Annotated in this window: 22 protein-coding genes; 10 read left to right on the top strand and 12 right to left on the bottom strand. The window is 56.2% G+C overall.

The window, feature by feature from the left end; all coding sequences use genetic code 11:
• Positions 1-196: 196 nt before the first annotated feature.
• From RB_RS17560 to hpf, 3 genes are all read right to left on the bottom strand, one after another.
• The gene (locus RB_RS17560; RefSeq protein ID WP_007332233.1) at positions 197-544 is read right to left on the bottom strand and encodes an HPr family phosphocarrier protein; all 348 of its coding nucleotides are present in this window, start codon (positions 542-544) and stop codon (positions 197-199) included.
• Between the two features lie 139 nt (positions 545-683).
• Positions 684-1163, bottom strand: coding sequence for a PTS sugar transporter subunit IIA (locus RB_RS17555; protein WP_007328918.1), 480 nt, complete (start codon positions 1161-1163; stop codon positions 684-686).
• A gap of 84 nt (positions 1164-1247) precedes the next feature.
• Entirely contained in the window at positions 1248-1589 is a 342-nt protein-coding gene (hpf, locus tag RB_RS17550) for a ribosome hibernation-promoting factor, HPF/YfiA family (RefSeq protein WP_007328917.1), read from the bottom strand.
• 260 nt (positions 1590-1849) lie between these two features.
• Here hpf and RB_RS17545 point away from each other — a divergent pair, with 260 nt between their 5' ends.
• The 8 genes from RB_RS17545 to RB_RS17500 all read left to right on the top strand — a co-directional run bounded on the left by RB_RS17545 (position 1850) and on the right by RB_RS17500 (position 10677).
• Complete coding sequence (locus RB_RS17545) at positions 1850-2140, top strand: hypothetical protein (RefSeq protein ID WP_007328915.1); 291 nt, start codon at positions 1850-1852, stop codon at positions 2138-2140.
• Between the two features lie 104 nt (positions 2141-2244).
• Positions 2245-3255, top strand: coding sequence for an agmatine deiminase family protein (locus RB_RS17540; RefSeq protein WP_231846501.1), 1011 nt, complete (start codon positions 2245-2247; stop codon positions 3253-3255).
• A gap of 522 nt (positions 3256-3777) precedes the next feature.
• Positions 3778-5529, top strand: coding sequence for a hypothetical protein (locus tag RB_RS17525; RefSeq protein WP_164922158.1), 1752 nt, complete (start codon positions 3778-3780; stop codon positions 5527-5529).
• An 87-nt stretch (positions 5530-5616) separates the two neighbouring features.
• Positions 5617-6534 (top strand): sugar phosphate isomerase/epimerase family protein, encoded by a 918-nt coding sequence (locus tag RB_RS17520; protein WP_007328910.1) that lies wholly within the window; start codon positions 5617-5619, stop codon positions 6532-6534.
• 21 nt (positions 6535-6555) lie between these two features.
• On the top strand, positions 6556-6939 hold the full coding sequence (locus RB_RS17515; RefSeq protein ID WP_011121923.1) for a group I truncated hemoglobin: 384 nt from the start codon (positions 6556-6558) through the stop codon (positions 6937-6939).
• Positions 6940-7069: 130 nt separating this feature from the next.
• Positions 7070-8701 (top strand): 2,3-bisphosphoglycerate-independent phosphoglycerate mutase, encoded by a 1632-nt coding sequence (gpmI, locus tag RB_RS17510; protein ID WP_011121922.1) that lies wholly within the window; start codon positions 7070-7072, stop codon positions 8699-8701.
• Positions 8701-10020, top strand: coding sequence for a glycosyltransferase family 87 protein (locus RB_RS17505; RefSeq protein ID WP_011121921.1), 1320 nt, complete (start codon positions 8701-8703; stop codon positions 10018-10020). Before gpmI ends, RB_RS17505 begins: the two co-directional genes overlap by 1 nt.
• Positions 10021-10104: 84 nt before the next feature.
• On the top strand, positions 10105-10677 hold the full coding sequence (locus tag RB_RS17500; protein ID WP_011121920.1) for a hypothetical protein: 573 nt from the start codon (positions 10105-10107) through the stop codon (positions 10675-10677).
• A gap of 29 nt (positions 10678-10706) precedes the next feature.
• Here the strand turns inward: RB_RS17500 and RB_RS17495 are convergent, their stop codons facing one another.
• The 7 genes from RB_RS17495 to RB_RS17465 form a co-directional block, all read right to left on the bottom strand.
• Positions 10707-12242 carry a hypothetical protein gene (locus tag RB_RS17495; protein WP_231845738.1) on the bottom strand — a complete coding sequence of 512 codons (1536 nt, stop codon included), beginning with the start codon at positions 12240-12242 and terminating at the stop codon, positions 10707-10709.
• Between the two features lie 14 nt (positions 12243-12256).
• Positions 12257-13783, bottom strand: a complete 1527-nt coding sequence (locus tag RB_RS17490; protein ID WP_231845737.1) for a serine/threonine-protein kinase — start codon at positions 13781-13783, stop codon at positions 12257-12259.
• Positions 13784-13790: 7 nt separating this feature from the next.
• A complete protein-coding gene (locus RB_RS17485) occupies positions 13791-14426 on the bottom strand; it encodes an RNA polymerase sigma factor (protein ID WP_011121917.1) in 636 nt (211 codons plus the stop codon).
• Between the two features lie 130 nt (positions 14427-14556).
• A complete protein-coding gene (locus RB_RS17480; RefSeq protein WP_164922157.1) occupies positions 14557-15552 on the bottom strand; it encodes an NAD-dependent epimerase/dehydratase family protein in 996 nt (331 codons plus the stop codon).
• Positions 15553-15762: 210 nt separating this feature from the next.
• Positions 15763-17115 carry an acetyl-CoA carboxylase biotin carboxylase subunit gene (gene accC, locus RB_RS17475; RefSeq protein ID WP_007332220.1) on the bottom strand — a complete coding sequence of 451 codons (1353 nt, stop codon included), beginning with the start codon at positions 17113-17115 and terminating at the stop codon, positions 15763-15765.
• Positions 17116-17118: 3 nt separating this feature from the next.
• The gene (gene accB, locus RB_RS17470) at positions 17119-17619 is read right to left on the bottom strand and encodes an acetyl-CoA carboxylase biotin carboxyl carrier protein (protein ID WP_007328900.1); all 501 of its coding nucleotides are present in this window, start codon (positions 17617-17619) and stop codon (positions 17119-17121) included.
• Between the two features lie 91 nt (positions 17620-17710).
• Entirely contained in the window at positions 17711-18817 is a 1107-nt protein-coding gene (locus tag RB_RS17465; protein WP_011121913.1) for an aminopeptidase P family protein, read from the bottom strand.
• Positions 18818-19039: 222 nt separating this feature from the next.
• Here RB_RS17465 and alaS point away from each other — a divergent pair, with 222 nt between their 5' ends.
• Both alaS and RB_RS17455 read left to right on the top strand, forming a co-directional pair.
• Positions 19040-21877, top strand: a complete 2838-nt coding sequence (gene alaS / locus RB_RS17460; RefSeq protein WP_011121911.1) for an alanine--tRNA ligase — start codon at positions 19040-19042, stop codon at positions 21875-21877.
• Positions 21878-21943: 66 nt separating this feature from the next.
• On the top strand, positions 21944-22981 hold the full coding sequence (locus tag RB_RS17455; RefSeq protein ID WP_011121910.1) for a nucleoside monophosphate kinase: 1038 nt from the start codon (positions 21944-21946) through the stop codon (positions 22979-22981).
• 169 nt (positions 22982-23150) lie between these two features.
• Here the strand turns inward: RB_RS17455 and RB_RS17450 are convergent, their stop codons facing one another.
• Positions 23151-24212, bottom strand: coding sequence for a M42 family metallopeptidase (locus RB_RS17450; RefSeq protein WP_164922921.1), 1062 nt, complete (start codon positions 24210-24212; stop codon positions 23151-23153).
• A 1-nt stretch (position 24213) separates the two neighbouring features.
• Positions 24214-24642 (bottom strand): GNAT family N-acetyltransferase, encoded by a 429-nt coding sequence (locus tag RB_RS17445; protein ID WP_164922920.1) that lies wholly within the window; start codon positions 24640-24642, stop codon positions 24214-24216.
• Positions 24643-24886 lie beyond the last annotated feature (244 nt).

Below are 24886 nucleotides of genomic sequence, written 5' to 3'. Positions count from 1 at the left end.
CGTTGCAAAACGACTGGATGAGGCGACGCCAAAAACGATCAACGATGTCGCCAGGTTCGGGCGAGTGTCGGGTGATTTCGGCGAGTGGCTTCGTGACGAAGCTTCGTTGTTGGTTGTGGGAAAGGCTGTCTAAACGCGAACCGGCACCACCGGGCAATGGGAAACAAGGATCGGGAAAAACGACATTTGGATCTCTCTACGAGGGTGATTGGTCGGGAGAATCGCTGGTGCCGCCGGCCGAACAGGCAGGCGAACCAGAGTTCTCGTCAAGTTCGTGAAAACCGAGGTCAAACAAACGACCGACGGCTTCGAGGGCTTGTTCGGCGTCTTGTCCTTGCGCGGAAACCGTCAGGTCGGTTCCTTCGGTGGCACCGAGCGTCAACAGAGACAGGATGCTACGGCAATCCACCTTTTCAGATCCCTTTTGCAGGAAGATCTGGCATTGGAATTCCGACGCACAGCGAACCAGCAAATCGGCTGGCCGGGCGTGCAAACCTTGGCGATTGACGACACGAACAGAACGCTCGTGTATTGGGGCACTCATGCGATCACCGCGGTGCGGGTGACAGTGGAATCAACATTGCAAACGGCAGTTGGTAGCGCAGGGCCGACAAGCATCGGTGTTGGCTTGGTACTGCCTGGTTGTTTGTTCATGTTGAAGAATTGTTTCAGCAGGAAAGCGTTCAACCGGCGGCAAATTGGTTGTCGTCGGCTTCTTGCAGCAGTTGTTGGATATCGTCGGCAGTCTTGCTCTGTTTGAGGAAGCGGCAGAACGATTCGTCACGCAGTTGGCGAGAAATGTTCTCGAGAGCACGCAAGTGATCGCCGGGGCGTTCGGGCGGGCTGATCAAGAGGAAGAAAAGTTGAACGCGTTCACCGTCGAGCGAATCGAAATCGACTCCTTGCTCGCTGACACCCACGGTGCCAACAAGTTGTTGAACGCTGGGGTGTTTGGTGTGAGGGACGGCGACACCACGGCCGATGCCGGTGCTGCCGAGTTCTTCCCGCTTCATGATCGCAGCGACGATATCGTCACGCTGGTCAGCGGAAATTTCGCCAGCATCAAGAAGCGACTGGACCAGTTCGTCGATCACCGCTTCTTTGGTTGTGGCGGTCAATTCGGCGCGGATTGCGCCGGTTTTTACAAAGTCGGAGAACTTCATGGAACAAATTGTCTGAAATGCGAATGAATGGAAGCGTTTAGTTGAAATGCCGGCACGGATTCGCAACGAGGACGGGCCGAGGGCTCATTCGTCGTTGGTGTCGACGCTTTCGATGTGTTTGTGGGCGGTGGCGCGATGTTCTGTCTTTTTCTCTTTCAGCTTCCGCAACTGTTGTTCAGCTTTGGGGATGGCGGAGTCCAAAGCAGCGATGACGGTGGTCGCTTCGGCGTGCGCGATCAAATCATCAGAATGCTCGACGGAAATGCGAAATTCGACGTGGGGTTTGTCGAGATTTTCGAGGTCGATTGTGACGTCGATCGCATTCACTCGATCATAAAGACGTCGCAGTTTGAGGGCCTTTTCTTCGACCAATGCTTGGTCGCCGGGTTGCAATGCCCCGTGACGGGCGGAAACGTTCACCTGCATGCTCAACCTCTTGCTGTTTACTATTTGAGATTCGTGCGACCGAACCGGAAGGCCAATGTTAGCCGTGTCGGGCCCGTCGTCCACAAATCCAAGCGTAGCCGACTTTGTCGCACGCGAACAGCGATCCTTTTGGGCAATTTTTCACATTGCTTGCCGCTTTAGACGCTAGCCCCGTGACAAAACGCTGGTGAATGGATACGCTTCGCAGTTCGTCCATTGGTTTTTGATTGTTCACCCTCCAACCCCCACAGCTCTGATTTATGGCTCGAAAGGTCATCAGCCGTCAGGAAAAAGCTGCCGAAGCAGAAGCCGCTGAAAAGTTGGCCGCTGAGGCCAAGCGAAAAAAAGCGTCCAGCCGGAAAACCAAGAAGGCGGCCGCCGATGTTCGCTTGCGTCTTTATTGGGGTGTCTTTAGTCAAAACTTGAAACGGGTTGCCGTTTTCGAGTTTGACCAGAAAGACGAGGCGCTCAAACGTTCGGAAGAACTGAGCAAGGGAGGCAAGGCGCCTCACTTCGTTCAGAAGGTCAAAGAAGAGATCAAAGTCGAGTAAGGCAGTGGCGTTTGAACGTGCCTGATTCTTTGTCTTCTGCGGGCGCGTCGTCCTTTCGCAGCTACCGCTTTCCCGCCGAATGGGAGCCTTGCGAGGCTGTTTGGCTGGCTTGGCCGCACAATCGAGACACCTGGCCGGGCCATTTTGAGCCCGTGCCGGCAGCGTTCGCTCAGTTTGTCCGTGCGATCCACGAGTCAACTCCCGTGCGAATTCTGGCGACCGGTTTGGTCGCTGAGGATTGCCGCAAGCATCTGCAGCAAATTGGGTTGGTTGAGAGCGATTCCTTGCGAATCGTTGACGTCCCGACCAATGACTGTTGGATCCGCGATTACGGTCCGACGTTTGTTTTCGGCCCTGATTCAGAAAAAATCGCCGTCGACTGGCGTTTTAATGCCTGGGGTGGAAAGTACGAACCCTTTGATTCGGATGCTGCTGCCGGTGCCGAAATCGCGAAAATTGCCGGTTTGAAGCGTTTGGACGGTGGTTTGACGATGGAAGGCGGGGCGTTGGAAACCGACGGGGCAGGGCGGTTGCTCGTCAATCCCGGGTGTTTGGTCGACCCAGCTCGTAACCCTGGCGTTTCGAAAGAGCAGGTTTCTCAGCGACTGAACCAATGTCTTGGCGTCGAGGAGATTGTATGGGTCGACGGCGGTGCACCCGCGGGCGACGACACCGACGGCCACATTGATCAAATCGCACGGTTTTTGAACCGCGAAAACGTTGTTTGTGCGGTTGCCAGTTCCGAGGTCGACGAGAATTATCCCGGTTTGGAAGCCAATTACCGGAAGTTGCGACTGTGGTCTCGGCAGACGGAACCGGCGGTGACGATCCACCGCTTGCCGACTCCGCCACCCAGGGAAGTGGATGGTGCCGCGGTGCCGCAGAGCTACTGCAATTTTCTGCGGTTGGGGATGGATCGGATGTTGGTGCCAACATTTCGATCGACGGCCAGTGACCAGCATGCCTTGGCGTTGCTTCGCGAATTGTGCCCCGGCGTCGAGGTTGTCGGAGTGGATTGTTTCGATATTGCTTGGGGGTTGGGAGCGTTGCACTGTGCCAGTTGCCACGAGCCGGCTATCGCGAGGTCGCCCGCGGCGGAGTCATCCGGCGGCTAGTTTGGCGAGGTTCGCGGGTGCGCGAATTAGCAGTTCGCGAAATGGTTGAGCAATCCGCGGAATGGGCTGGTTGGCGATCCAGGGCGCTGCGGATGGCTGTTTTCAGTTCGGCGGGGCTTAGATTTCGGTTCGAAACCTTCGAAATCGGGCTGGGGACGTTGATTCACCCTTGGGCGAAAATCGTCCGAACGTTATACCTAGCGGCTTGACAATCCGACGGATCGTCCATTGATGCCGCGCACGCCGCGATGCCTCGCCGCCCCATTGCAAAATTGCTCGAGAAAATTCGGGTACCACAGGGACACTCTTGTAGAGAAAAGGGTGTCAGAGATGGGGAGCGAAGCCCGATCAATCGATGTCGGTCGGCCCACGAACCGGTTTCCTGCACGCAGGCAGAGTCCACGCCGCGATTGAAGCCAGTTCAGATCATTGCACACTTTTTGTCGACGCCTAGCTAACGCATTCCGAGCCATTTTTGATTGGCTCCATCGATTCGCTGGTTGGCGTCGCATTGGAAACCACATGCCAGACAATTGGAATATCCTCGCGAGTTTGTTGGGGACACCCAAGCCGCCGGATCGCCCCGCTGCCAAAGTCGAACCTGAAAAACCTGCTGCTGAACCTGAGCCCTCCGCGGAATCCTGCGAATCCAAAGAAAAGGAATCTGACGCAGCGCCCAAGCCAAAAGAGACGTCGGAAACCGCACCCGCGAAAGCCTCCGCTTTCTCGAGCGATGACGAAGGTGCCGATGACGTGTTGCAGGCACTCGCCGCCGTCAAACCACCGCCGAAGTTGCCTGGTTTTGGCGTTGCCGATGACGATGACTCAGATGACGTCCCATCTGGATTCGGCGTGGCTGAAAACAAAATCTCCAAGCGAGAATCGCAGCTGAAGACTGGTGGAGATGAGTCTCCCGCTTCCAAGCGTGATCGCAAGCACCGTGGCGGTCCCGATTTGGGCGAGCCTCCACGTAAAAAGGGTAACGGTGGCGGTGGCGGATTCGCTAGCGGTTTGCTCGGCAATGATGATTTCGACGACGAGGATGCTTCCGATGTAGAAGCCTTCGATGATGAGTCCGATCTCATCGCATCAGACACGGTGGAAATCACCGGTTGGGATGCCGATTCCGTCGACGAAGGCGATTCAGCTCCCGCCGCAAAGTCCGATCGAGATCGGAACGCGGGTGGCCGAGGACGTGGCGGACGCAGCCGACGTGGCCGTGATGCCGACGATTCACAGGACGAGTCCGGCGAATCGAAGCCAGCGGAATCATCGTCGTCTCGCGGAGGTCGTGGTGGCCGTCGTGGTCAACGACAAAAAATGTCCGATTCGGACGTCGTCGTAGAAGCTCGCTCGGAATCGCCTCGCGGTGACCGCGAAGAATCTGATTCCGATTCATCCGAAACTCGCGGCCGTCGTCGACGTCGCGGTGGACGACGTGGCGAACGTTCGGATTCCGATCGCGGCACTGAAGAACGCCCCAAGGCAGATCGAACGGATTCAGATCGATCTGGTTCAGATCGATCAAAGTCTGGACGTGGTGATCGAAGTCGCTCCGGCGGACGTGAAGAAACTCGTACAAAGGCTTGGGACGATTCCGATCTGGAATCCAGCGACGATTCCTTCGCGGCGGACTTGTTCGTCGACGATGGCTCGGTCGATGAGCCCGTTGCTGATCGAGACTCCAAGCGATCACAAGAAGATTCAGATGATGGCGAACCTCGCGCCGGCCGTCGACGTTCGCGTCGTGGTGGTCGTCGACGCGGTGGGCGCGGACGCGAAGAGCGTGATTCTTCCGAGGTGAAGGCTCGCGGTGGTCGCGGTTCGGAATCCGAAAAAGATGACGACTCGTTTGATGACGAGTTGCCACGATTCGCGTTTGCCGATGATGACGATTCGGTGGATACCGAACGCGAAGAAACCGACGGAGAGAAAGAAACTCGAGCCCGAGGTCGTTCGCGGTCTCGCGGTGGTCGCAATCGTGATCGGGACAATGACCGAGAACGCTCGGGCGGTTCCACACGAGATGGCGGTTCAGAGCGTTCGAGTAGTTCAGAGCGTTCCGGCGGCTCAGCCCGCGATGGCGAGCGATCTTCGTCGCGTGGACGTCGCGGCGAACGCAAGGATTCTCGCAAGAAAGATCCAGATGTTCCGACTTGGGACGAAATCGTGAATCAGATTGTCGACAGCAATTTGAAGGGCCGTAAGACTCAGCCTCCACGCGGAGGTCGCGGTCAATCAGGCGGTGGAAATTCTCGCGGCCGTCGTCGTTGATATTGATTGCGGCGTTGGTCGCCGCATTCGCTGTCCCAACCGTAAAACCATCCAAAACAATCCAAGCAAATCAATCAAGGAATCACCATGTTTAAAAACTTCTGTCCTTCCGCGCTCGGCATCAACGGTCGTCAAAGCGAGCTGATCGAACTGGCACTGACTTATGCCTTCCGTGGCATGGACGTCGACATGCACGACATGCTTCGTCGTTCGCAACGGACTTCGTTTGAAGACGCTTCGAAATATCTGAAGGCGTCGGAAATCAAGATTGGTTCGTTCCAATTGGCAATCGATCTGGACTCGGATGACGACACTTTCACCGCAGCGGTTGCTCAACTGCACCCGCTCGGCGAAATCGCTCAGCAATTGGGTGCCGAGCGTGCGTTGATTCGTGTTCCTGCTGCAACGAATCGCTTGCCATTCAACGAGTTCTTCGATGTCCAACGCAACCGTTTGGGACAAATCGCAGACGTGTTGGGGCAACGCGACATCAAACTTGGGATTGGTTTCCGTGCCGGTGCTGAGCTTTTGGAAGGCAAGGAATTCACCTTCGTCAACAACGTCGAAACCTTCCGTGCGTTGGTCGATGCGGTGCCGAACGACAACGTCGGCTATGTCATCGATACCTGGGATTGGGTTGTCGGCGACGGTGCAATGGATCAGCTCAGCGAAATCTCGGGCGAAAAGATTGTTGCTCTTCGCCTTGGCTCTGTTCCTGAAGAGGCTGACTTGGCAACTGTGAAGTCGACCGATCGTCTGCTTCCTGAAATGAATGGCATGACGTTGGATCACGTGAAGGTCGTCAGCCACCTGAACGAAACCAATTTCAGCGGCCCGATGAGCCCAACGGCATCGACGTCTCAGTACAAGGGACAGACTCGAGAATTCTTGGTGCAGAAGTCCCAGGAAGCGATCGATGGAATCTGCAAGGAAGCCGGCATGACCGTGGCTCCATTGCCCATGGATTTGATCGAAGACATTCCTTACGAACCGACCCCTATGTAATCTGACTGGAGATATTCCATCATGAGTCAATCTGAATCCGACTTACTGGACCAGCTCGGAGGAATGGATGGCGTCCGTCGTGTTGTCGACGAGATGTACGTTCGGGTTCTTGCGGATCCAGAGTTGACTCACTTCTTTGATGGAGTCCCGATCGAAAAGCTGGCTCGGATGCAAACCGAGTTCATCGCTTCGATCACTTCCGGAGATATCCAGTACACCGGTGCGGACCTGACGAAGGTTCATGCCGGACGTGGAATCACCGGAGTTCATTTCTCCAAATTCTGTGGCCATTTGACCGATGCGTTGGAAGCAAACAACGTCTCGTCACATGCCATCGATCAAGTGCTCGGCAAACTGGCGATGTACAGTGACAAAGTCACTGGTTCGTCCAACGTCGACGGCTAATTTGCCGTCGCCAAGCTTGATGCATTCATCTTTTGCGATTGGTTGATCCTGCCCGTGTCGGTTCCTGCCGGACGGGCTCCGATCCCTGGTGTGAACACTCGACTGGGATCGTTCCTGTTACGCACATTCTTTGGTTTTGACTTTCATGACTGCCACCCGTCGTCGTCCCGTTGTTTTGATCGTTCGTGATGGTTGGGGCCAAAACCCTGATCCAAAATGGAACGAGTCCAATGCTGTTCACCTGGCCAACACGCCCGTGGATGACAAGCTGACTCAGGAGTATCCCAGTGTGCTGATTCATACGTCTGGCGAAGACGTTGGATTGCCAGCCGGTGTGATGGGGAACAGCGAAGTCGGGCACCAAAACATTGGTGCTGGACGGATCGTTGACCAAGAGGTCATGCGAATCACTCGAGCGATTCGGGACGATTCATTCTTTAGCAATCCAGTCGTCACCGGCGCGATCGATCACGTCAAAAAGAGTGGCGGGCGGTTGCATTTGTTGGGGTTGATGTCCGACGGCCGAGTGCACAGTGATTTGCAGCATGGGATCGCGGTGATCGATCTGGCGAAACGAAACGGTTTGACTGGCGATCAATTAGCGATTCATGCGATCACCGATGGCCGTGACACTTCGCCTCGTGGCGGACTGAAGTTTGTTTCACAATTGACGGACCACTGCGAAGCTTCCGGCGTCGGCGTGGTCGCGTCCGTCATCGGACGCTTTTACGCGATGGACCGAGACCTTCGCTGGGAACGAGTCGAGGCGGCTTACAACTTGATGACTCAGGGCACGGGGCAAACCTTCCCGAGTGCCAGTGCTGCAATCGAAAGCTACTACGCCAATCCGACTGAAAGCAGTCGCGATGGAGACGAGTTCATCACGGCATCGTCCATCGTTCCTGAAGGTGGATCACCCATCACTGTTCAGCCCGGCGATGCAGTGTTGTTCATGAATTACCGAGGCGACCGGACTCGCGAAATTACCAAGGCGTTCACATTCGATGATGCGGCTTGGAAGGACATCCCTGGCGGTGGGTTTGATCGCGGTAAGAAGATCGACAATCTGTATTTCGCAACGATGACGGGATACGAGACTGGTTTGCCGGTCAAAGTGATCTTTGAGAAACCTGCCAAGATGCCAAACATTCTTGGCGAGTACGTCGCTTCCAAGGGGCTGCACCAATTCCGTTGTGCGGAAACTGAAAAGTACCCACACGTGACGTTCTTCTTCAACGACTATCGCGACAATCCATTCGAGGAAGAAGAATGGGGAATGGCACCATCGCCGCGTGACGTTTCCACTTACGATCAAAAGCCTGAAATGTCGGCGGAGGACATCACGGAAAAGGTGCTCAAGCAAATCAAGTCGGGCAAGTGTGACATGATCATCGTCAACTATGCCAACGGTGACATGGTTGGGCACACAGGGGTTTTGGAAGCTGCGATCAAAGCGGTTGAAAAAGTGGATGCTTGTGTTGGCCGAGTCGTGGACGCGACGTTGGCGGCAGGCGGATCACTGGTTGTGACTGCTGATCACGGCAACTGCGAACAAATGATCGATCCCGAAACCGGCGGACCTCATACGGCGCACACGACTTATCAGGTTCCGTTGATTGTGGTGGATCCGGAGTTCGTTGGTAAACCGCTTCGCGAAGGCGGGCGTTTGGCTGACATCGCACCGACCGTTTTGGCTTTGATGGGTTTGGAAGTTCCACCTGAAATGACTGGCCGTCCTCTGATGGAAACACAGACCGCCTGATGTCGGCTGCCCCGCGGGAAGGTTGGACCGTCGGGAATCGAACCGTCGCGATCATTGCTGCCATGCTGTTGCTGGCGGGTTTGGTGGCGACGTTCTCGCGCATTGTCGTGGACTATCAAACGCCTGGTCCGTTTGATCCCGAGAATCAGGGTTTGTGTGATTTTCACAACGGAATCTACTTTCCCACGCGAGCGGTGTTGGCGGGGGAAAGTCCGTACAGCGATGCTTATGCGGCGAAGTATCCAGTCGCGAGACAGATTCCATTCTTCTCGCCGGTGATTCTGTTGATGCACGCGCCGCTGGCGTTGTTGCCATTGCATGTTGGCGAAGTGTTGAACGTGATCCTGCAGTTGTTTCTGCTGGCTGCGATCGCTGTGTTGGTGGCTCGTGAAGCTGGGTATCCAAAACGATACGACGCGGTTCTTTGCATTGCCATGGCGATGGTCTACAGCCGGGGTGGGCACATCACATTGTTCAACGGCTACTTCACCTTTCAGTTGGTGTTGGCAACGTTTTTATCCGTCGTTTGGGCGGATCGCCGACCGGTTCGAGCGGCGTTTGCGTTGTTGGTGGTCTCGGCAAAGCCAACCTATATTCTGCCGCTTGGGTTCCTGATGTTGGCTCGCGGGAATTGGCGAGCGTTGATCATCGGTGCCGTGCTCAGCATTGCCGGCGCCGCGTTGCTGCTGGCTTGGATCGCACACCACGAAGGTGACGGCGACATCGTTGCAGGAGTTTCGATCCTGCAGCAGCAAATCGTCGACACGCAGGAAGTTCACCGTTCGATGGACGATGAGTCGCCCGTGTATTCATGGACGCGACTTGATCTCTTCGCCATCATCGCGAAATGGCGGGGAGAAGACCCAGGAGATCTGCCACACATTTTGGCGATGGCGGCGCTGTTGGTTGTCCCGATGTGGGTTCTGTTTGTGCGAGCCCGGCGTGGCGAGGACGACGGGATTGCTGGCGTGACCGGTGGCGTTTTGCTGACCGCGTTGTTGGTCAGTTTGTATCATCAGTCGTACGATTCGCTGCTCATGATTGCTCCGGTTGCCGGGGCTTGGATGGCGAGACTGGATGGCTGGTCAAATGTTTCGCCCAAACTGCGGTGGTTGTTGTGTGCGTTGATGGCGTTTCCAGCATTGAACTACTTATCGACGCGAACGTTCTTGTTGCGGTTTGATTTGCCGGAGGTTGTGGTGAGAGTTTTCACCAGCCTCAATGGGATCTGCTTGGCGATCTCGTTGGTGATCCTGTGCTGGATCGCGTTTCGAAAGCGAGCCGATCAGGAAAACCAGGTCAGCGGAAACGCCCAGTGAGCTAGATTGGGATGGAACTTTGGGGGAATGCATCCGTCCAAAGTTTGTTCATGGAACATCCCCCCATTGCTTAGGTTCGCTCAAATGCTCGATCGATTCTTCTCATGCGTCCGCTCGCGTTTTGCTCCGCTTGTACTTGCCGCCATTCCGGTGGCAATGTTTTCCGCGATTGAAGCTCAAGAAGTGGTTGCGCAGCAGCCGGTTTCGGCTGTCCCAGCTGGTCCGATCAAGGATGTTTCTTTTCAGGCTTTGTGGTTGATCGAATCCGACGATGCGAACCGGATTGAATATGCGGGGCCCGCGCGCGAGGCCTTGTCAACAGTCGGATTTGGCCGATTGGTTCCCGCGGGCAGTGCCATGGCATCTGTCACGGTCGGAATGGACGCTCGTGTGGATGGAGGCTCGCGATACGGTCAATTGCAGTGCCAGGTTCGGTTTCTGAACACGACGGAGTCGGGTGAAGTTCAGGCTCAGGTTGAGTTCCGAACAAAGCCAGAATTGGGAATGACCATCGCGACCACCGTCAGGGCACCCGTTGGAAAGTGGTTCCTGGTCGGGGCCGCTGACTCACGAACTGGATTGCCCACTCACGCGGATGATGGCAAGCGAGCGGTGATGATCATGAAAGTGACCAAGGATGTGATCACCCTGGAGTAGCCTGTTTTTCAACCTGAACCAAGCGACGTTCAAAAGCTCGGAACGGGCTCATTTGGCGTCGTTTCGACTTCTTCTGTTTCTAGGTTCAGAGTTGTGTCTTCGCTTGCTTTGGGGGCGTTGGTTGTCGGGTCCAGTTCAGATTCTGGCTGATCTGCACTTTCGTTTGGATTCTTTGGTGCATCGGATGGTTCCGCCGAATCCGTGTCGACGGGGATCAATTTCATCGCAGCCTCGAACTGTTCGAGTGTGGTCTTTGCATCTGTGATCGCGGCTTCGGCGCGTTGGCGTTCAAGTTGTGCAGACTTGGAGTTGGCTGAAGGATTTGTTTTTTGCTGCTCGTTCAGGGCAGCTAGCTCCAGTTCGGCTGCATTTAAATAGCGAGCCAAGTCACGCTGGATTGATTGAAGTTGCAGCTTCAGCAGGGCGGTTTGCTTTTGGGCGGATGCGTAGTCCAGTGTTGCTCTTCGCAATTCGGAGGCAGTGAGCGCGCCTTCTTCATGCAGTCGAGTGTATTCGTTGAGTCGTTCCTTGTTTGACTGCTCAAGCACTGCTGCGTCGCTTGCTTTCAATGCAGACTCGTAGGCTTCCATGAGTTTGCCGGGGTAAGATGGAGGGATTGGTCTGGACGCTGGTTTTTGCGGCGAAGGACTCGGGGGCCGGTTGGGGCTTGGTTGCCATGAACGGGTTGAACGAGGGGAGTTGCTTTCTGGGTATGCGTAAGGCGACTTTGGGTGGAAGTTATCGCTGATCGGGCTGCTGCCGTATTGATTTGAGGAATACGGCGACAGCGGGGCAAATGGAGTGTTGGGTGGTGTGTAGTTCCAGTCCAGCGGATCGCTGCGGCCGAGCAATTGGTCGATTCGTCGCTGAATGATTTTGTCTTGGTTTTCAGCACGTTGCTGATGGATCTCTTTGAGCGATTGGAGGCGTTTCTCAATCGCTGCGATCTCCGAGCCTTGCTGCTCGTGCATCCGCTTGAACTCCTGTTCCAGTTCGCTGCGAAATTCAGCCAGCTTGGCGTCCATCTCGTTGCTACTTGTTGATCCCCGCAGTTGGTTGACCAGTTGCTTGATTCTTTCGTTGTGTTTGGAATCCTCTGTGGTCATCAGGCGGCCGGTCAGTTGGAGGGGGATTCTTTGTCGAATATATTCTGTCGTGATTGAGATGTTTCCGTCTTTGTCCATGGTTCGACGCGTGACTGGTACATCGACTTCTTGGGCGGGTTGTGCTTGTTTGTCGATTCGCAGCGTCGTCTTGGATTGGTTGTTGAATCCTGGTTGCGATTGGTGATCGCTGTTGGGATATGCCTGATGTGAGAGGCTCAGTTCGCTTGCAATTTGCGCGCGCGACTCCTGGTACGGTAGATTGTTAGGTTGGGGATAAGAGTTCAAGCGTCGCGGTTGGTCGATGGATCGCGGATCCCGGGTTTGGGCCCATGTTGAGGGCAGGGAGGTCCACGACCAGACCAAGACGGCGGCCGTGGGGATCGTCAATGTTGCGATGAATGCAGACTTCCAAACGCGGCTTCGTCGCTTGGGCAATGCCGGAGTGGGAACCGAATTCATTTGAGCTACATCCTTCATTTTTGATCTCCATCGGTGAGGTCGGGATTGACTGTTGGGTCGGTGCCTTCGAGTTGGTTTGCCAGTTGCTCCAACATGAACTGAATCGAATGCAGTTCTGCGTTGAAGTGAACTGCGTCCCAGTCGTCGGTGGTTGGGGCGGGGGGCGCAGGGACGCTTGGTGCCATCGTCGTCAACCGTCGCGATTGTTCGATGACCGTTGGCAGCGACCGTTCCGTGTGAGAGTTTTCCTGCTTGCGGTGATTCCAAGTTGCAGCGCTGGCCACCGCCGTCAGCACTCCGGCGGCTGCGAGCGTCCATCGAAGGGAACGTCGCGGACGACGTTCTTCAAGCGAGTTCGGGAGTCGATTGCCAGTTGGGTTTCGGACATGGGCGTTGACTTCACGAAGCAGCGAGACCGCCTCGTCTGCGGATTCAATCCTGAGCGTGAGGTCAGGTTCCATGAAGCGAGCGACCAAATTGTCGAACCAACGGGGCATCCGTTCGTTGATCTCTTGAATGGGTTTGGCTCGTGTCTCGGTGATCTTTCGCAGGATTCCCAGCGGTGACTCGGCGCGGAAGGGTGCGCGTCCCGACGCCAAGGCGTAGAGCAGACTGCCCAAGCTGAACAGGTCGCTGCGGGCGTCCAGGGATTCGCCCCGAGCTTGTTCTGGGCTCATGTACTGGGGTGTGCCGGCGATCATTCCGCTGTTGGTCAGCGTGGCGTCATCGAGTGCCCGGGCGAGTCCAAAGTCGCTGATCAAGACACGACCGTTGCCCTCTTCGATCAAAATATTTGCGGGTTTGATGTCTCGGTGGAGCACGCTGTTTTTATGAGCGGCGGACAATCCTTCGGCGATTTGCAAGCCGATTCTGACGACCTCGGTCAGTTCCAGCGGGCCTTCGCGATCCAGGCGTTGTTGCAGGTTTCCGCCGTCGATGCAGGGCATCACCAGGTAGGGCAATCGAGCGCTCGGGACGACGCTGTAAATCGGCACAATCGCAGGGTGCACAATCGCCGCGGCAGCTTGGGCCTCTCGCATGAAGCGTGTCCGCGCCGCACCAACGCCAGCAAGGTGTGGGGAGAGAACTTTGATTGCAACCGGTCGATTCAGTTCCGGATCCATGCCTCGTAGCACGACGCCCATACCGCCTTGTCCGATCACACTGTGAATCGAGTATTGATCCAAGGTGCCAATTGCACGCGTGTCGTCGACGGCGTCTGAGTGTTGATCCCGCAGTGGTTGCAGCAGCGGACGGATCCAGTCCAACGACGCGTCGAAGGATCGCTGGGGCTGGGCTGGATCGCTTGGCGGTTGGCTAGTAGGCCGGCTGCTTTGGTCGATGAATGTGCTCTTGCTGAGGACTTCGACGGTTTCGTCCCACCACATCGGCTCGCCGGCGATTGCTCGCAATTGCGATCGGCAGCGTTCGCAATTGCTGAGGTGATACTCGATGCGATCCGCTTCGGGAACCGGTAATCGCTCATCGAGCAATTCACGCAACTTGTCCATTTCAAAGTGTGGGTCTTGCTTGGCAATCATGATGCGATCAATCACTCAAACGTTGGTGGACAAGTTCACGAATCCGTTTGAGGATTCGGCACCTGGCGACATAGACCGATCCCTCGGTAATGCCCAGTTCGGAGGCGACGGCCGCGATGGATTGGTCCTCCACGGCAGTTCTCCAGAACGCGATCCAGTTCTTTTCGCCCGTTCGCGATCGCACTTTGCTGGCGGCCCAGCGAAACAGCTGTTGCCGATGATCCCGATCGAACTCGTGGGACAATTCCGCATCCTGTTGGAAGCCGTCGAGGCCTCGTTCGTTGGACGCAGCGGCGTCGATGATTCGGACGATGCTGCTGCCGCCGGTCAGTTCGCGGCGAGATTGAACGGATCTCAGTCGGTCGATGGTTGCGTTCCGCGTGATTCGGCTGAGCCAACCGCGAAAGGATCCTTGGCCGGTCACGTCAAACCGCTCGATCGCACCAGCGACCGACATCAGGATCTCTTGCACAATTTCACGAGCATCCGCGTCCTGCACGCCACGCCGCTTGACCAAGCGGTAGATCACCGGCTCATAGATTGCGGAGAACTCGGCCCAGGCGAATTCGTCCTTGGAATCACGCAGTCGCAAAAGTAAGCTTTCGCGAGTGGTTGGTTCGGCGGCGGTGGAATCAAAATCCAAAACGCAGTTCCAGGTAGGTGGACCGACTGTTCAAAGAGTCTCACGGATGTCCGAGCCAAATATTACGCCTAATTTCAGAAGATGGCGAAAATCCTGGTGTTTGCAGTGGAGAGTGTGTTTTTGCCGGGCCTCATCGGTGATGCTGGCGGATCCAGTTGGCCGCGTCGGTGAGGCTTTCTTCGAAGGGGCGGATCTTGTAGTCGAGTTCGCTTTGGGCTCGCGAGCTGTCGTAGTAGTGGTATTGGCTCGACATGCCGACCGCTGCGCTGTTGAAGTCGACTTCATGGGGCAGCAATTTGCCGACGATGTCGCCTGCAACGCCCGCGATCCATCGCTGAGCTGGTCCGGCACGCATGATTGGCTGGCGGGCTCCCATCGCCTCGGTCATCGCCTTCCAAAGTTCGAGGTACCGCATGTTGTGGCCGGCCAAAATGTATTGCCGGCCGGACGGGATTTCATTGGCGAGCAACTTTTCCGCGGCGCGGATGGTGGCGGCGGCCACGTCTCGGGAATCGCAGGTGCTGTTGCCTCCTGAGGGAGAAAGAGGGCGCCAGGCCTTGCTGACTTCGAGAAGCATCCGACCGCTACTCGGTTTCCAGTCCCACGGTCCGAGCATGAATCCTGGGTGAACCAAGACGGCTTTCAAGCCATCTTTCACACCTTGCATGACGGCTTCGTTTCCGGCCCGTTTGCTAAGAACGTAGCTGCATGGGACTTGGCCGCCCGCGTGATCCAGCGGGGTGTCTTCGTTCGCGACGCCGTTGCGGTCGGCAATACCCAGTGTGTTGACGGTGCCAACGTGAACGAGTTTGCAATCGTGATGCAGGCATGCATCGACAATGGTTTGGGTGCCGTCGCGATTGACCGCCATGCTGTCGTCGAGCCGTTTCCAACCAAGGTGGATCATGCCGGCGGAATGAATGACGGCATCGCAATCGGACATGGCGTTTTCGATCGCTGTTTGATCGAGCAAATCGCCGTGGGCGAATTGGGTGTTGATCCCTTCGAAAACTTGGGGATCCGGTTCGCCTCTGACGAGCGCGATCAGGTCATGACCGGCGTCCGACAGTTGGCGAAGGATCGTGTTGCCCAGCAAGCCTGTGCCGCCAGTCACAAAGACTCGCATGGTTATTCCTTGGGGACCAACGGAATACAGAGTGACATAGGCTTCCAGTCTGTTGTGATGCAGGGAAACACAGGCTGGAAGCCTATGCCACATGAATCGACGTTTTGGGTAGCGGAACTCGTCAAGAGTTTCGATCTGCATCTTAAATTGCCGAAAGTCTTGGCGACTTCCGCTACGGCCAGGACCACATTTCCTAGCAGTGACGCAACACTAAGACGTTTGGCCTTTGTAGTTCCGGTCGACGAACTTGGTGTCGACGGTGCCGTTCACAAACGCTTCGTTCTGCAGGATCCAGTTATGGAATCCGACCGTTGTGGTGATCCCTTCGATCTGCAGTTCTTTCAAGGCTCGTAGCATCGTCGCGATGGCTTGTTCTCGCGTGGGACGATGGACGATCAGTTTGCCGATCATCGAATCGTAGTACGGAGGAACCACGTAGCCGGACTTCACGTGTGAATCAAAGCGAACGCCCATGCCGCCGGGCACAAACATCGATTCAATTTTGCCGGGACACGGTTGGAAGTTCTTGGTGGGATCTTCGGCGTTGAGTCGACATTCGATCGCGTGACCGGTGCATGTCAATTCGTCTTGACGGAACGACAGTGGCAATCCCGCGGCAACTCGAATTTGTTCTTGGATCAAGTCGACTCCGGCCACCATTTCGGAGACTGGATGTTCGACTTGGATCCGAGCGTTGACTTCGATGAAGTAGAAGTTGTAGTCCTTGTCGACGATGAACTCGACCGTGCCCGCACCGGAGTAGTCGGCACCGGCGATCATTCGCACGGCGGCGTCGCAGATTGCTTCACGACGATCGGCGGGCAAGTCCGGGCTGGGGGCTTCTTCGACGAGTTTTTGGTGACGTCGTTGGACGCTGCAATCGCGTTCAAAAAGGTGGCAGACATTGCCGTGCGTGTCCGCAATGACTTGCACTTCGATGTGACGAGGTTGCTGGATGAATTTTTCCAGGTACACGCCGCCGTTGCCGAAGGCCGCGATGGCTTCGTTGCGAGCTGCTTCGAGTTGGCTCTTGAGGACATCCTCGGTCTCGGCGACCCGCATGCCTTTGCCGCCACCACCGGCGGTGGCTTTGATCAAAACGGGAAAGCCAATTTCTTTGGCTGTGTCGATGGCTCGATCGAAGTCCGCAATCAATCCGTCACTGCCGGGAACGACCGGGACGTTTTGAGCGATGGCCATGGAACGAGCGGTGTTTTTGTCGCCCAATTTGTCCATCGCTGTTGGCGACGGCCCGATGAACTCAAACCCGCTGCTTCGGCATTGCTCGTTGAATTGAGCGTTTTCCGCCAGGAAGCCGTATCCGGGGTGGATGGCATCGACGCCGGCAACTTCTGCCGTGGCGATGATGCGATCGATTTTCAGATAGCTGTCCGCACTGCGATTGGTTCCGACGCAGTAGGCATGGTCCGCCAGTTTGACGTGCATGGAATCTTTGTCGGCTTCGCTGTAGACGGCGACCGACTCGATGCCCATTTCACGGCAGGCGCGAATCACACGCAGCGCAATCTCGCCTCGGTTGGCGATCAAAATACGTTCGAACATGGATCAGCCGTCCACCTGGACGCGGAACAAAGGTTTGCCGAAATCGACGGCTTGTTGATCGCCAACGAGCACTTCAACGATCTTTCCACGGCACTCGGCGGGAATCTCGTTGAAGACTTTCATGGCTTCGACAATGCACACCACGGTGTCTTCGCCAACGACATCACCAACCTGAACAAACGGCGGTGATTCTGGGTTGGCCTTGGAATAGAACGTGCCCACCATCGGCGAATTGATTGTGATGGTACCCGCCGTGTCAGCGGGAGCATCGCCGCCGGACGCCGCCGGAGCGGCGGAAGGTGCAGCGGGAGCGGCCGCGACAGGAGGTGCCGCAACGGGAGCGGGAATCATGGCCGGAGCCGTTCCACCACGCGTCAGTTTGATGCGATCTTCGCCCTGCTGCAGGTCCACTTCGTTCAGTTCGTGTTGTTCCATCAACTCGACGATCTGGCGAATCCGATCGATGTCAAACACATCCCCGCCGTCGGGTGTTTCCGATTTCATACGAAGTCCGATACCTGCAAAGTCCAATGTTTTTCGAATCCAGAACGGACCCGATCAACCTTTTCTGATTGAAGAGTAAGTTCGCAACGTTTTACACAACAAGGCGACAATCATCGAGACCCTTCGGAAGGGTGCTCAGTCGTTCAAATCCATCAGCTGTCACGAGGATGTCATCTTCGATGCGAATTCCAAATTCCCCCTCGAAATACACCCCGGGTTCCACGGTGAGGACCATCCCTTCGCGGAGCACATCGGTGGACATCGGTCCCATGCGTGGATCCTCGTGAATTTCCAAGCCAAAACTGTGTCCAAGCCCGTGTTTGAAGGCGTCGCCCAGGCCGGCATTCTGAAGGACTTGGCGAGCGGCTCGGTCGACTTCGATGGCTTCCACGCCATCTCGAATGGCTGAAATCGCGGCTTCTTGAGATTCCAGAACCGCCTGGTAGGCGGCTTCAAATCGATCGGCGGTCGCTGAACGCACGTCCGCTTTGTGCAGCGTTCGAGTCAAATCGCTGCAATACCCGTCGACACGGGCCCCCCAATCGATGAGCAGAGTCCGGCAATCCGCCAAGGCAATGTTGCGAGGGTGGTAGTGGGGCAGGGCACCGCTGGGCTCGGCACCTGCGATCACATCAAAAGCAACGCCGGACGCCCCCAGGCTTCGCATGGTCGCTTCCAATTCGTGAGCGATTTGCAGTTCGGTCATCCGCGGGGTCAGTTTGTTGGTGACGCTGAGAAAACTTCGCTCGGCAATCGAAATCGCTCGCCGAATGGTCGCCAATTCGTCGGCGTCTTTGATGGAACGCAGCGTTTCGACCAAACCGGACGTCTGTGTCCATTCCACGGATTCGATTTGTTCTTTCCACTGATGCATCGTGGAAACTTGCACGTGGTCGGCTTCGAATCCGATCGTTTTCAACGACGAATCAGCCAAATACTCGGCCAGCAGCGCCACCAAAGTTTGGCTGGGTGGCCGAATGGCACTTTCTAGAGCCGGGCATTCTTCGGCAATTTGTGTTTCGTAGCGACGATCGGACAGCAAGGTGGCTTTGCCGTCGGGACGGACCAGCAACCAAGTGCTGTCGCCGGTGAATCCGCTGAGATATCGCACGTTGACTTCGCTGCAGATCAAAATCGCGTCCATCGGTTGGTCCGAATCGGCGATGGATTGCACAAGTCGTTCAATACGCTGAGTCATGAAGTCGATATCCAGTGGTGAAGTTGAGTTGGTAGTTTCGCGGCGGAGCGTTTCGACTGGCCAGAAAAGCATCGCAGCAGCCGTCTGGCGGCCGGCATTGTGGGCCGAAATTCGGCACCTGTCACCCGTTGGGCATCGACTGATATCATGCCGACGATGGAACGCGAGCCCCCGTGGCTCAATCCCCGATCTTTTCCTTGTTGAATCCACCCGCACATCCTGATGAAAACTGACGAACTGCGCGAAAAATACTTGGCGTTCTTTGAGACCAAAGGTTGCGTCCGCCAACCCAGCGACGTGCTCGTTCCGGCTTGGGATCCATCGGTTTTGTTCACTCCCGCGGGGATGAACCAGTTCAAAGACCACTTCCTTGGAAAGGTCAAACTGGATTTCACTCGCGCGACCACGTGCCAGAAATGCTTGCGAACCGGTGACATCGACAATGTGGGCCGGACCGCGTTCCACCACACGTTCTTCGAAATGCTGGGCAACTTTTCGTTCGGCGATTATTTCAAAGAAGAAGCCATCCACTGGGCGTGGGAATTCCTGACCGACAAAAAGTGGCTGGGCATCCCCGGCGAGCGTCTGACGGTCACGGTCTACAAAGATGACGACGAAGCGTTTGGCATTTGGCACGACAAGATCGGATTGCCGACCCAACGCATTTCGCGAATGGACGAGGACGAAAACTTCTGGCCCGCGTCGGCACCCAGCGAAGGCCCGGACGGAGTCTGCGGTCCCTGCAGCGAGATCTATTACCAACTGGAAGACGGCAGCGACGTCGAAATTTGGAACTTGGTGTTCACCCAGTTCAATCGCGTCGGCACGCCCCCGGACAACTTGCATCCGTTGCCCAGCAAGAACATCGACACCGGCATGGGACTGGAACGAACCGCCAGCGTCCTGCAGGGAGTGCCAACGAACTTCCACATCGACAGTCTGTTCCCGATCGTCGAAGCCGCGTCGGAAGTCTGCGGCGTGAAGTACGAATACGAAAGTGACAATGGCCGACGCTTGCGCCGGATCACCGACCACGCGCGAGCCAGCGTTTTCGCGGTTCATGAAAATGTGTATCCCGGCCCCAAAGACGCTCGGTCGGTCATCCGCCGTTTGATTCGTCGCGCGGTGCTGGACGGCTATCAAATGAATCTGCGTGAGCCCTTCCTGTACAAGTTGGTCGAAGCAGTTGCGGACGCCTCCAAGGCCGCTTATCCAGAGCTCGGCCAAACGACTCAGCGTGTCAGCGAAGCGATTGAATCGGAAGAGAAGGCTTTCTTCTCAACGATCGACGGTGGGATGAAACGCATCCATCGTTTGTTCGAAGAGATGAACGACGAAGCATCCGTGATGGTGCCCGGTGCAGAAGCCGCTGATTTGCTGACCACCTATGGCGTGCCGCCCGAGTTGGTTCAAACCCTCGCCGCCGAACAGAACTTCACCTTCGATTGGTCTGGTTTTCGGGAAGCGATGGACAAACACGCTGACGAAAGCGACGGCGGACAACGTGTGCTGTTCCAAACTGGACCACTGGAAACGTTGAAAGAGGCTCTGCGAGAAACCCCATTTGTTGGTTACGAACAAACGGAAGCCACCGCGGTCGTCAAAGGCATCATCACCGGCGATGGCAAAGGCAAAGGCGACGACGGGCAACTGCTCAGTCATCTTGATCGCCCCGAAGATGCTGTCCTGCGATTGGTTCTGGATCATTCGCCGTTCTACGGTGAATCCGGTGGCCAAGTTGGCGACATCGGTGTGATTTCCAACGACAACTTTGAGTTCGAGGTCATCGACACTCAGCGGCACGCGTCGATGATCGTTCATCACGGTCGATTGATTCGTGGGAAGATCAACGAAGGCGAAACATGCACGGCAAAGGTTGATGTCGAAAACCGCACGGCGTTGGCACGAGCCCATAGTGCGACTCACATTTTGCACCACGCATTACACACTCATGTTGGACGGCACGCCGAACAACAAGGCAGCAAGGTTGAACCGGATCGCTTGCGGTTTGATTTCACCAACCCCAAAGCCATCGACGACGAGACGTTGGTCAAGATCGAACAAGACGTGCTTGGCATGGTCGGCAAAGGCGATGAAATTCGCTGGGACACCGTGTCGCTCGCCGATGCTCGTGAAGCCGGCGCGATGATGTTGTTTGGTGAAAAGTATCCCGACCCATGTCGCATGGTTTCGATGGGAACGTTCAGTCGTGAACTGTGCGGTGGAACTCACCTGACCAACACCAAACAAGTCGGTTCGTTTGAGGTCGTGGTCGAAGAAAGCGTTTCCACGGGAACTCGCCGGATCGAAGCATTGACGGGCGAGCGTGCCAAAGAACACCGCGAGCAAACGCAAGCGTTGCTGAACGAGGTGGCAGGCAAACTGAATTGCGATGCTTCGGTGGCTGCTGCGGCCACGGTGGCGTTGATCGAAGAAGTTCGCCGGCTGAAGAAAGAATTGTCGTCAGGCAAAGCTGCGGACTATCCCGCTGAATTTGTCTTTGATGCCAAGGCTGCGAAAGCGGAAACGACCGACATCAGCGATTACAACGCCGTGCGTGCGGCGGTTCGCGGTTTGACTCGCCGTTTGAACGTTGCGATCACCGATGTGCTCAGTCGCTTGGATTCGCTGTTGGCCGATCGATCGAAGCTGGTCGAGCAACTCAAACAGGTGACCGCGGGCGGTAAGATTTCCGCGGATGACTTGATCGCAGATGGAACCAAGGTCGGCGACACGTTGCTGATCGTTGCTGAAACGCCCGGTGCCAACCCCAACATCATGCGAGGTTGGATCGATCAAATTCGCAAGAAGAGCGACACGCCAACCGCAGTGCTGTTGGCTTCGTCGATGAACGACAAAGTCATGTTGGTCGGTGGACTGAGCCGAGATCTGGTTGATCGTGGTTTGAAAGCCGGTGACTGGGTCGGTGCGGCGGCCAAGGTGGTCGGTGGCAGCGGCGGTGGCCGGCCGGATATGGCTCAAGCCGGCGGCAAAGACGCCAGCAAGTTGCCTGAAGCACTCCAGCAAGCTCGCGAAACGATGACCGAAAAGCTGGGCTGAGAGCATTCCTTTTGCTCGCCTGAAACTGACCGCGTCGCCCAACGAATGTAGAAGGTTCTCCTCCTGATGACTGAATCGAACGAGCTGACTCCCAATACCTTCTACATCGAGGTGATCGGTGCGGGACTTCCCGAAGTGGATGGGCTCTTTGTTCCCTCTACTGCGCCGCCTGCGGAGTCGGAATCGGGCACCGTTTCCAGTCCAGGTTATTGGAACGGCAAGATGGCTTGGGATCGTGCGGATGGGAAATCAGCGAGAAGTCCTGCGCTGTCGTATTCCAATACGTATCGCTCATGGAGGATTTGTCGGCTGGATGGCCATCTCGCTTATGACATCACCTGCGAAGACGAGCTTCCTCCCACGGATCGACGTTGGCATGTCTACAAGAAAGGCGTGGCTCCTTCACCCAAGGTTGTGATTCATCACTCCGATCCACGATTGCCATGCCCCGAACCCAACGTGGTGTTTGTGCTTGGCGGTCCCGGTGCGGGGAAGGGAACGATGTGCGAGTTGGCCGAATCCCAACTGGGCTGGGTCCATTTGTCGACCGGCGATTTATTGCGAGCTGAACGCGAAGCCAATGGACCGCACGCGGCGGCCATTGAAGAGATCATTGCGGCAGGAAATTTAGTTCCCAGTACGATCGTGGTGAAGTTGCTTCGGGATGCGATGGAGAAGATCACTCGCGAAACCGGCAACCGGAATTTCTTGCTCGATGGGTTCCCACGGTCGGAGTCAAACTTGGAAGCGTGGTACGACGTGTTTGGCAAAGACACCGAGTTGCCCAAGATGCTGTTCTTTGAATGTCCGTATGACGTTCTGGAGAAACGCGTTCTGGCTCGAGCCAAGTACACCGGACGACAAGACGACAACTTGGTGAGCTTGAAGTCGCGGTTTGATACCTTCAAAAAGGAAACGTTGCCGACCGTCGAGTTCTTCAAAAGCCAGAATCGGTGCGTTGAACTGGACACCAGCCAGGATCGGCAAGCGGTCTACAGGCTTGTTTGTGAACAACTTTCTGAGCACACCGATTGTGAGCTGGCAAACAAACCGCTGTCCGAGAGAGCCGAGATGCTTCTTGGATTGAGGCCGTTCCCGAATTAGAACGGTGGCACAAAAGTTGAAGCGTTTGACACTCGACTCGGTGGGGGACCACCGAGCTACAGGCTGGGATGATCGTCAACCTGTAGCACGGCGGTCTCCGCCGTGAGATCTCTCTCTCTCACTGCAATCCACCAACCCGAATCGTCACAGCTTCCTCAGCCGAGCTCGATCAACCGGGGATGAAATCGCATTCTGGTGTCAGCGATTGAGCGAACAGCGTCAGCAGTTTCGCAATCGCTTCGATGTCACCGAGGCTGATCGTTTCGACGGCTGAGTGCATGTAGCGGTTGGGAATCGCGACAAGTCCTGTGGCAACGCCTGAACCAGAAACCTGCAACACGTTGGAATCATTCGGCGCGGCGCGGCCGAGCGCCGCAGGTTGATACGCGATGTCGTTGTCGTCCGCCAATTGCATCAGTCGCTTTGCGACTTTGGCGTTGATGTTGGGGCCGCGGAAGATCACCGGGCCGCCACCGATCTTGATATCGCCTTGTTGTTGTTTGTCGATCGTCGGGCAGTCTGATGCATGCGTGACATCCACCGCGATGGCCACATCTGGGTTGATGCGACCGGCAGCGGTCTTGGCTCCACGCAGACCGATCTCCTCTTGGACAGTCGCGACGCTGTGCAGTTCGCACTGCAACGCTTGATCGGACGAGGCACAGCGACGGGCGGTTTCAATGACCGTCCACATGCCCGTTTTGTTATCCATGCCCGGACCGCTGACCATGTCGCCCAGCAGTTCTCGGTAGGCAAGGTTCAACGTCACGCAGTCGCCGATGCGGACTTTTGATTTGGCTTCGTCACCATCTTTGGCTCCGATGTCCAGCCACATTTGTTCCAGCTTGACGACCTCGCCGCGTTCCTGTTGAGACAACAAGTGAATTGGCTTGCGACTGATGACCGCGGAGACGGGACCGTCGTCGGTCCACACCGTCATGGATTGACCGATCAGTTGCTGTGGGTCCCAACCCCCGATCGTTTGGGCGTACAAGAATCCTTGATCGTCGATGTGTGAAATCAGCATGCCGATTTGGTCACAGTGACCAGCCAACATCAGCTTGGGGCCACCCGCTTCGCCGACCCGAGCGGTCAGGTTTCCGTGCACGTCGATCGAGACTTCGTCGCTGTGCGGTTTCAGGTATTCGCCGATCAGTTTTTGGATCGGTTCTTCGTAACCCGAAGGGCTGGGCGTCAGAATGGATTGCTTGAAAAATTCGAGCGGTTGCATTTCAGTGGTCATCGAAGTTGCGAGGACGGAGTTGGCAGAACAAGGCTTTCTTCTGGTCGGGCAACGAGTAATCGAAGCCGCATGATTTGAGGAAGTCTTCGGAGGAGCTGATCGCGAGGATTTCCATCACACCGAGCGTGCGGGCTCTTTCGATGCAGTGCCCGACCAATTTGCGTCCCAGTCCCAAACGTTGGGCTTCGGGGTGCACGGCCAAGCATTGCAGTTCGGCCAGCTTGGGACTGTAGACCTCGATGGCGGAAAAGCCGATGCAGCGTGGACCGACCATCGCGACGAACCCGTGGCGGGTCAACTCGATGATTTCGGCTTCGGTCCGCGACAGCAGCAGATGCTGCGAAACAAACGGACGCATCAAAGCGTGAATGGCCTGGGCGTCTAGCGGGGTGGATTGCCGCACGGTCACTTCGTCCATCGACAGCGCTTGGCCGGGTGGCGAGACCGGTGGTGCGTTGACGGTCGGCGCGGGATCGGGAGAGGGAGTGTCAGCCAAAGTGAGCGTCTTTCATGAACGAAGTTCCACCGGTACAGATGCGATCAGCAGTCATCGAAAAAAGAAGTTTAGCAAATGGTGGCAAACCTTCGCGGGGGCATGCGTGGATCGCGAAAATCTCGCTCGTGTGAAAGACATGAGCTAGCCGCCTCGTTTGCACGGCAGC

The organism is Rhodopirellula baltica SH 1, from assembly GCF_000196115.1.
GTDB classification, from domain to species: Bacteria; Planctomycetota; Planctomycetia; order Pirellulales; family Pirellulaceae; genus Rhodopirellula; species Rhodopirellula baltica.
The sequence above is the reverse complement of the archived record's forward strand: the minus strand, read 5'-3'. Positions and strand labels throughout refer to the sequence as shown.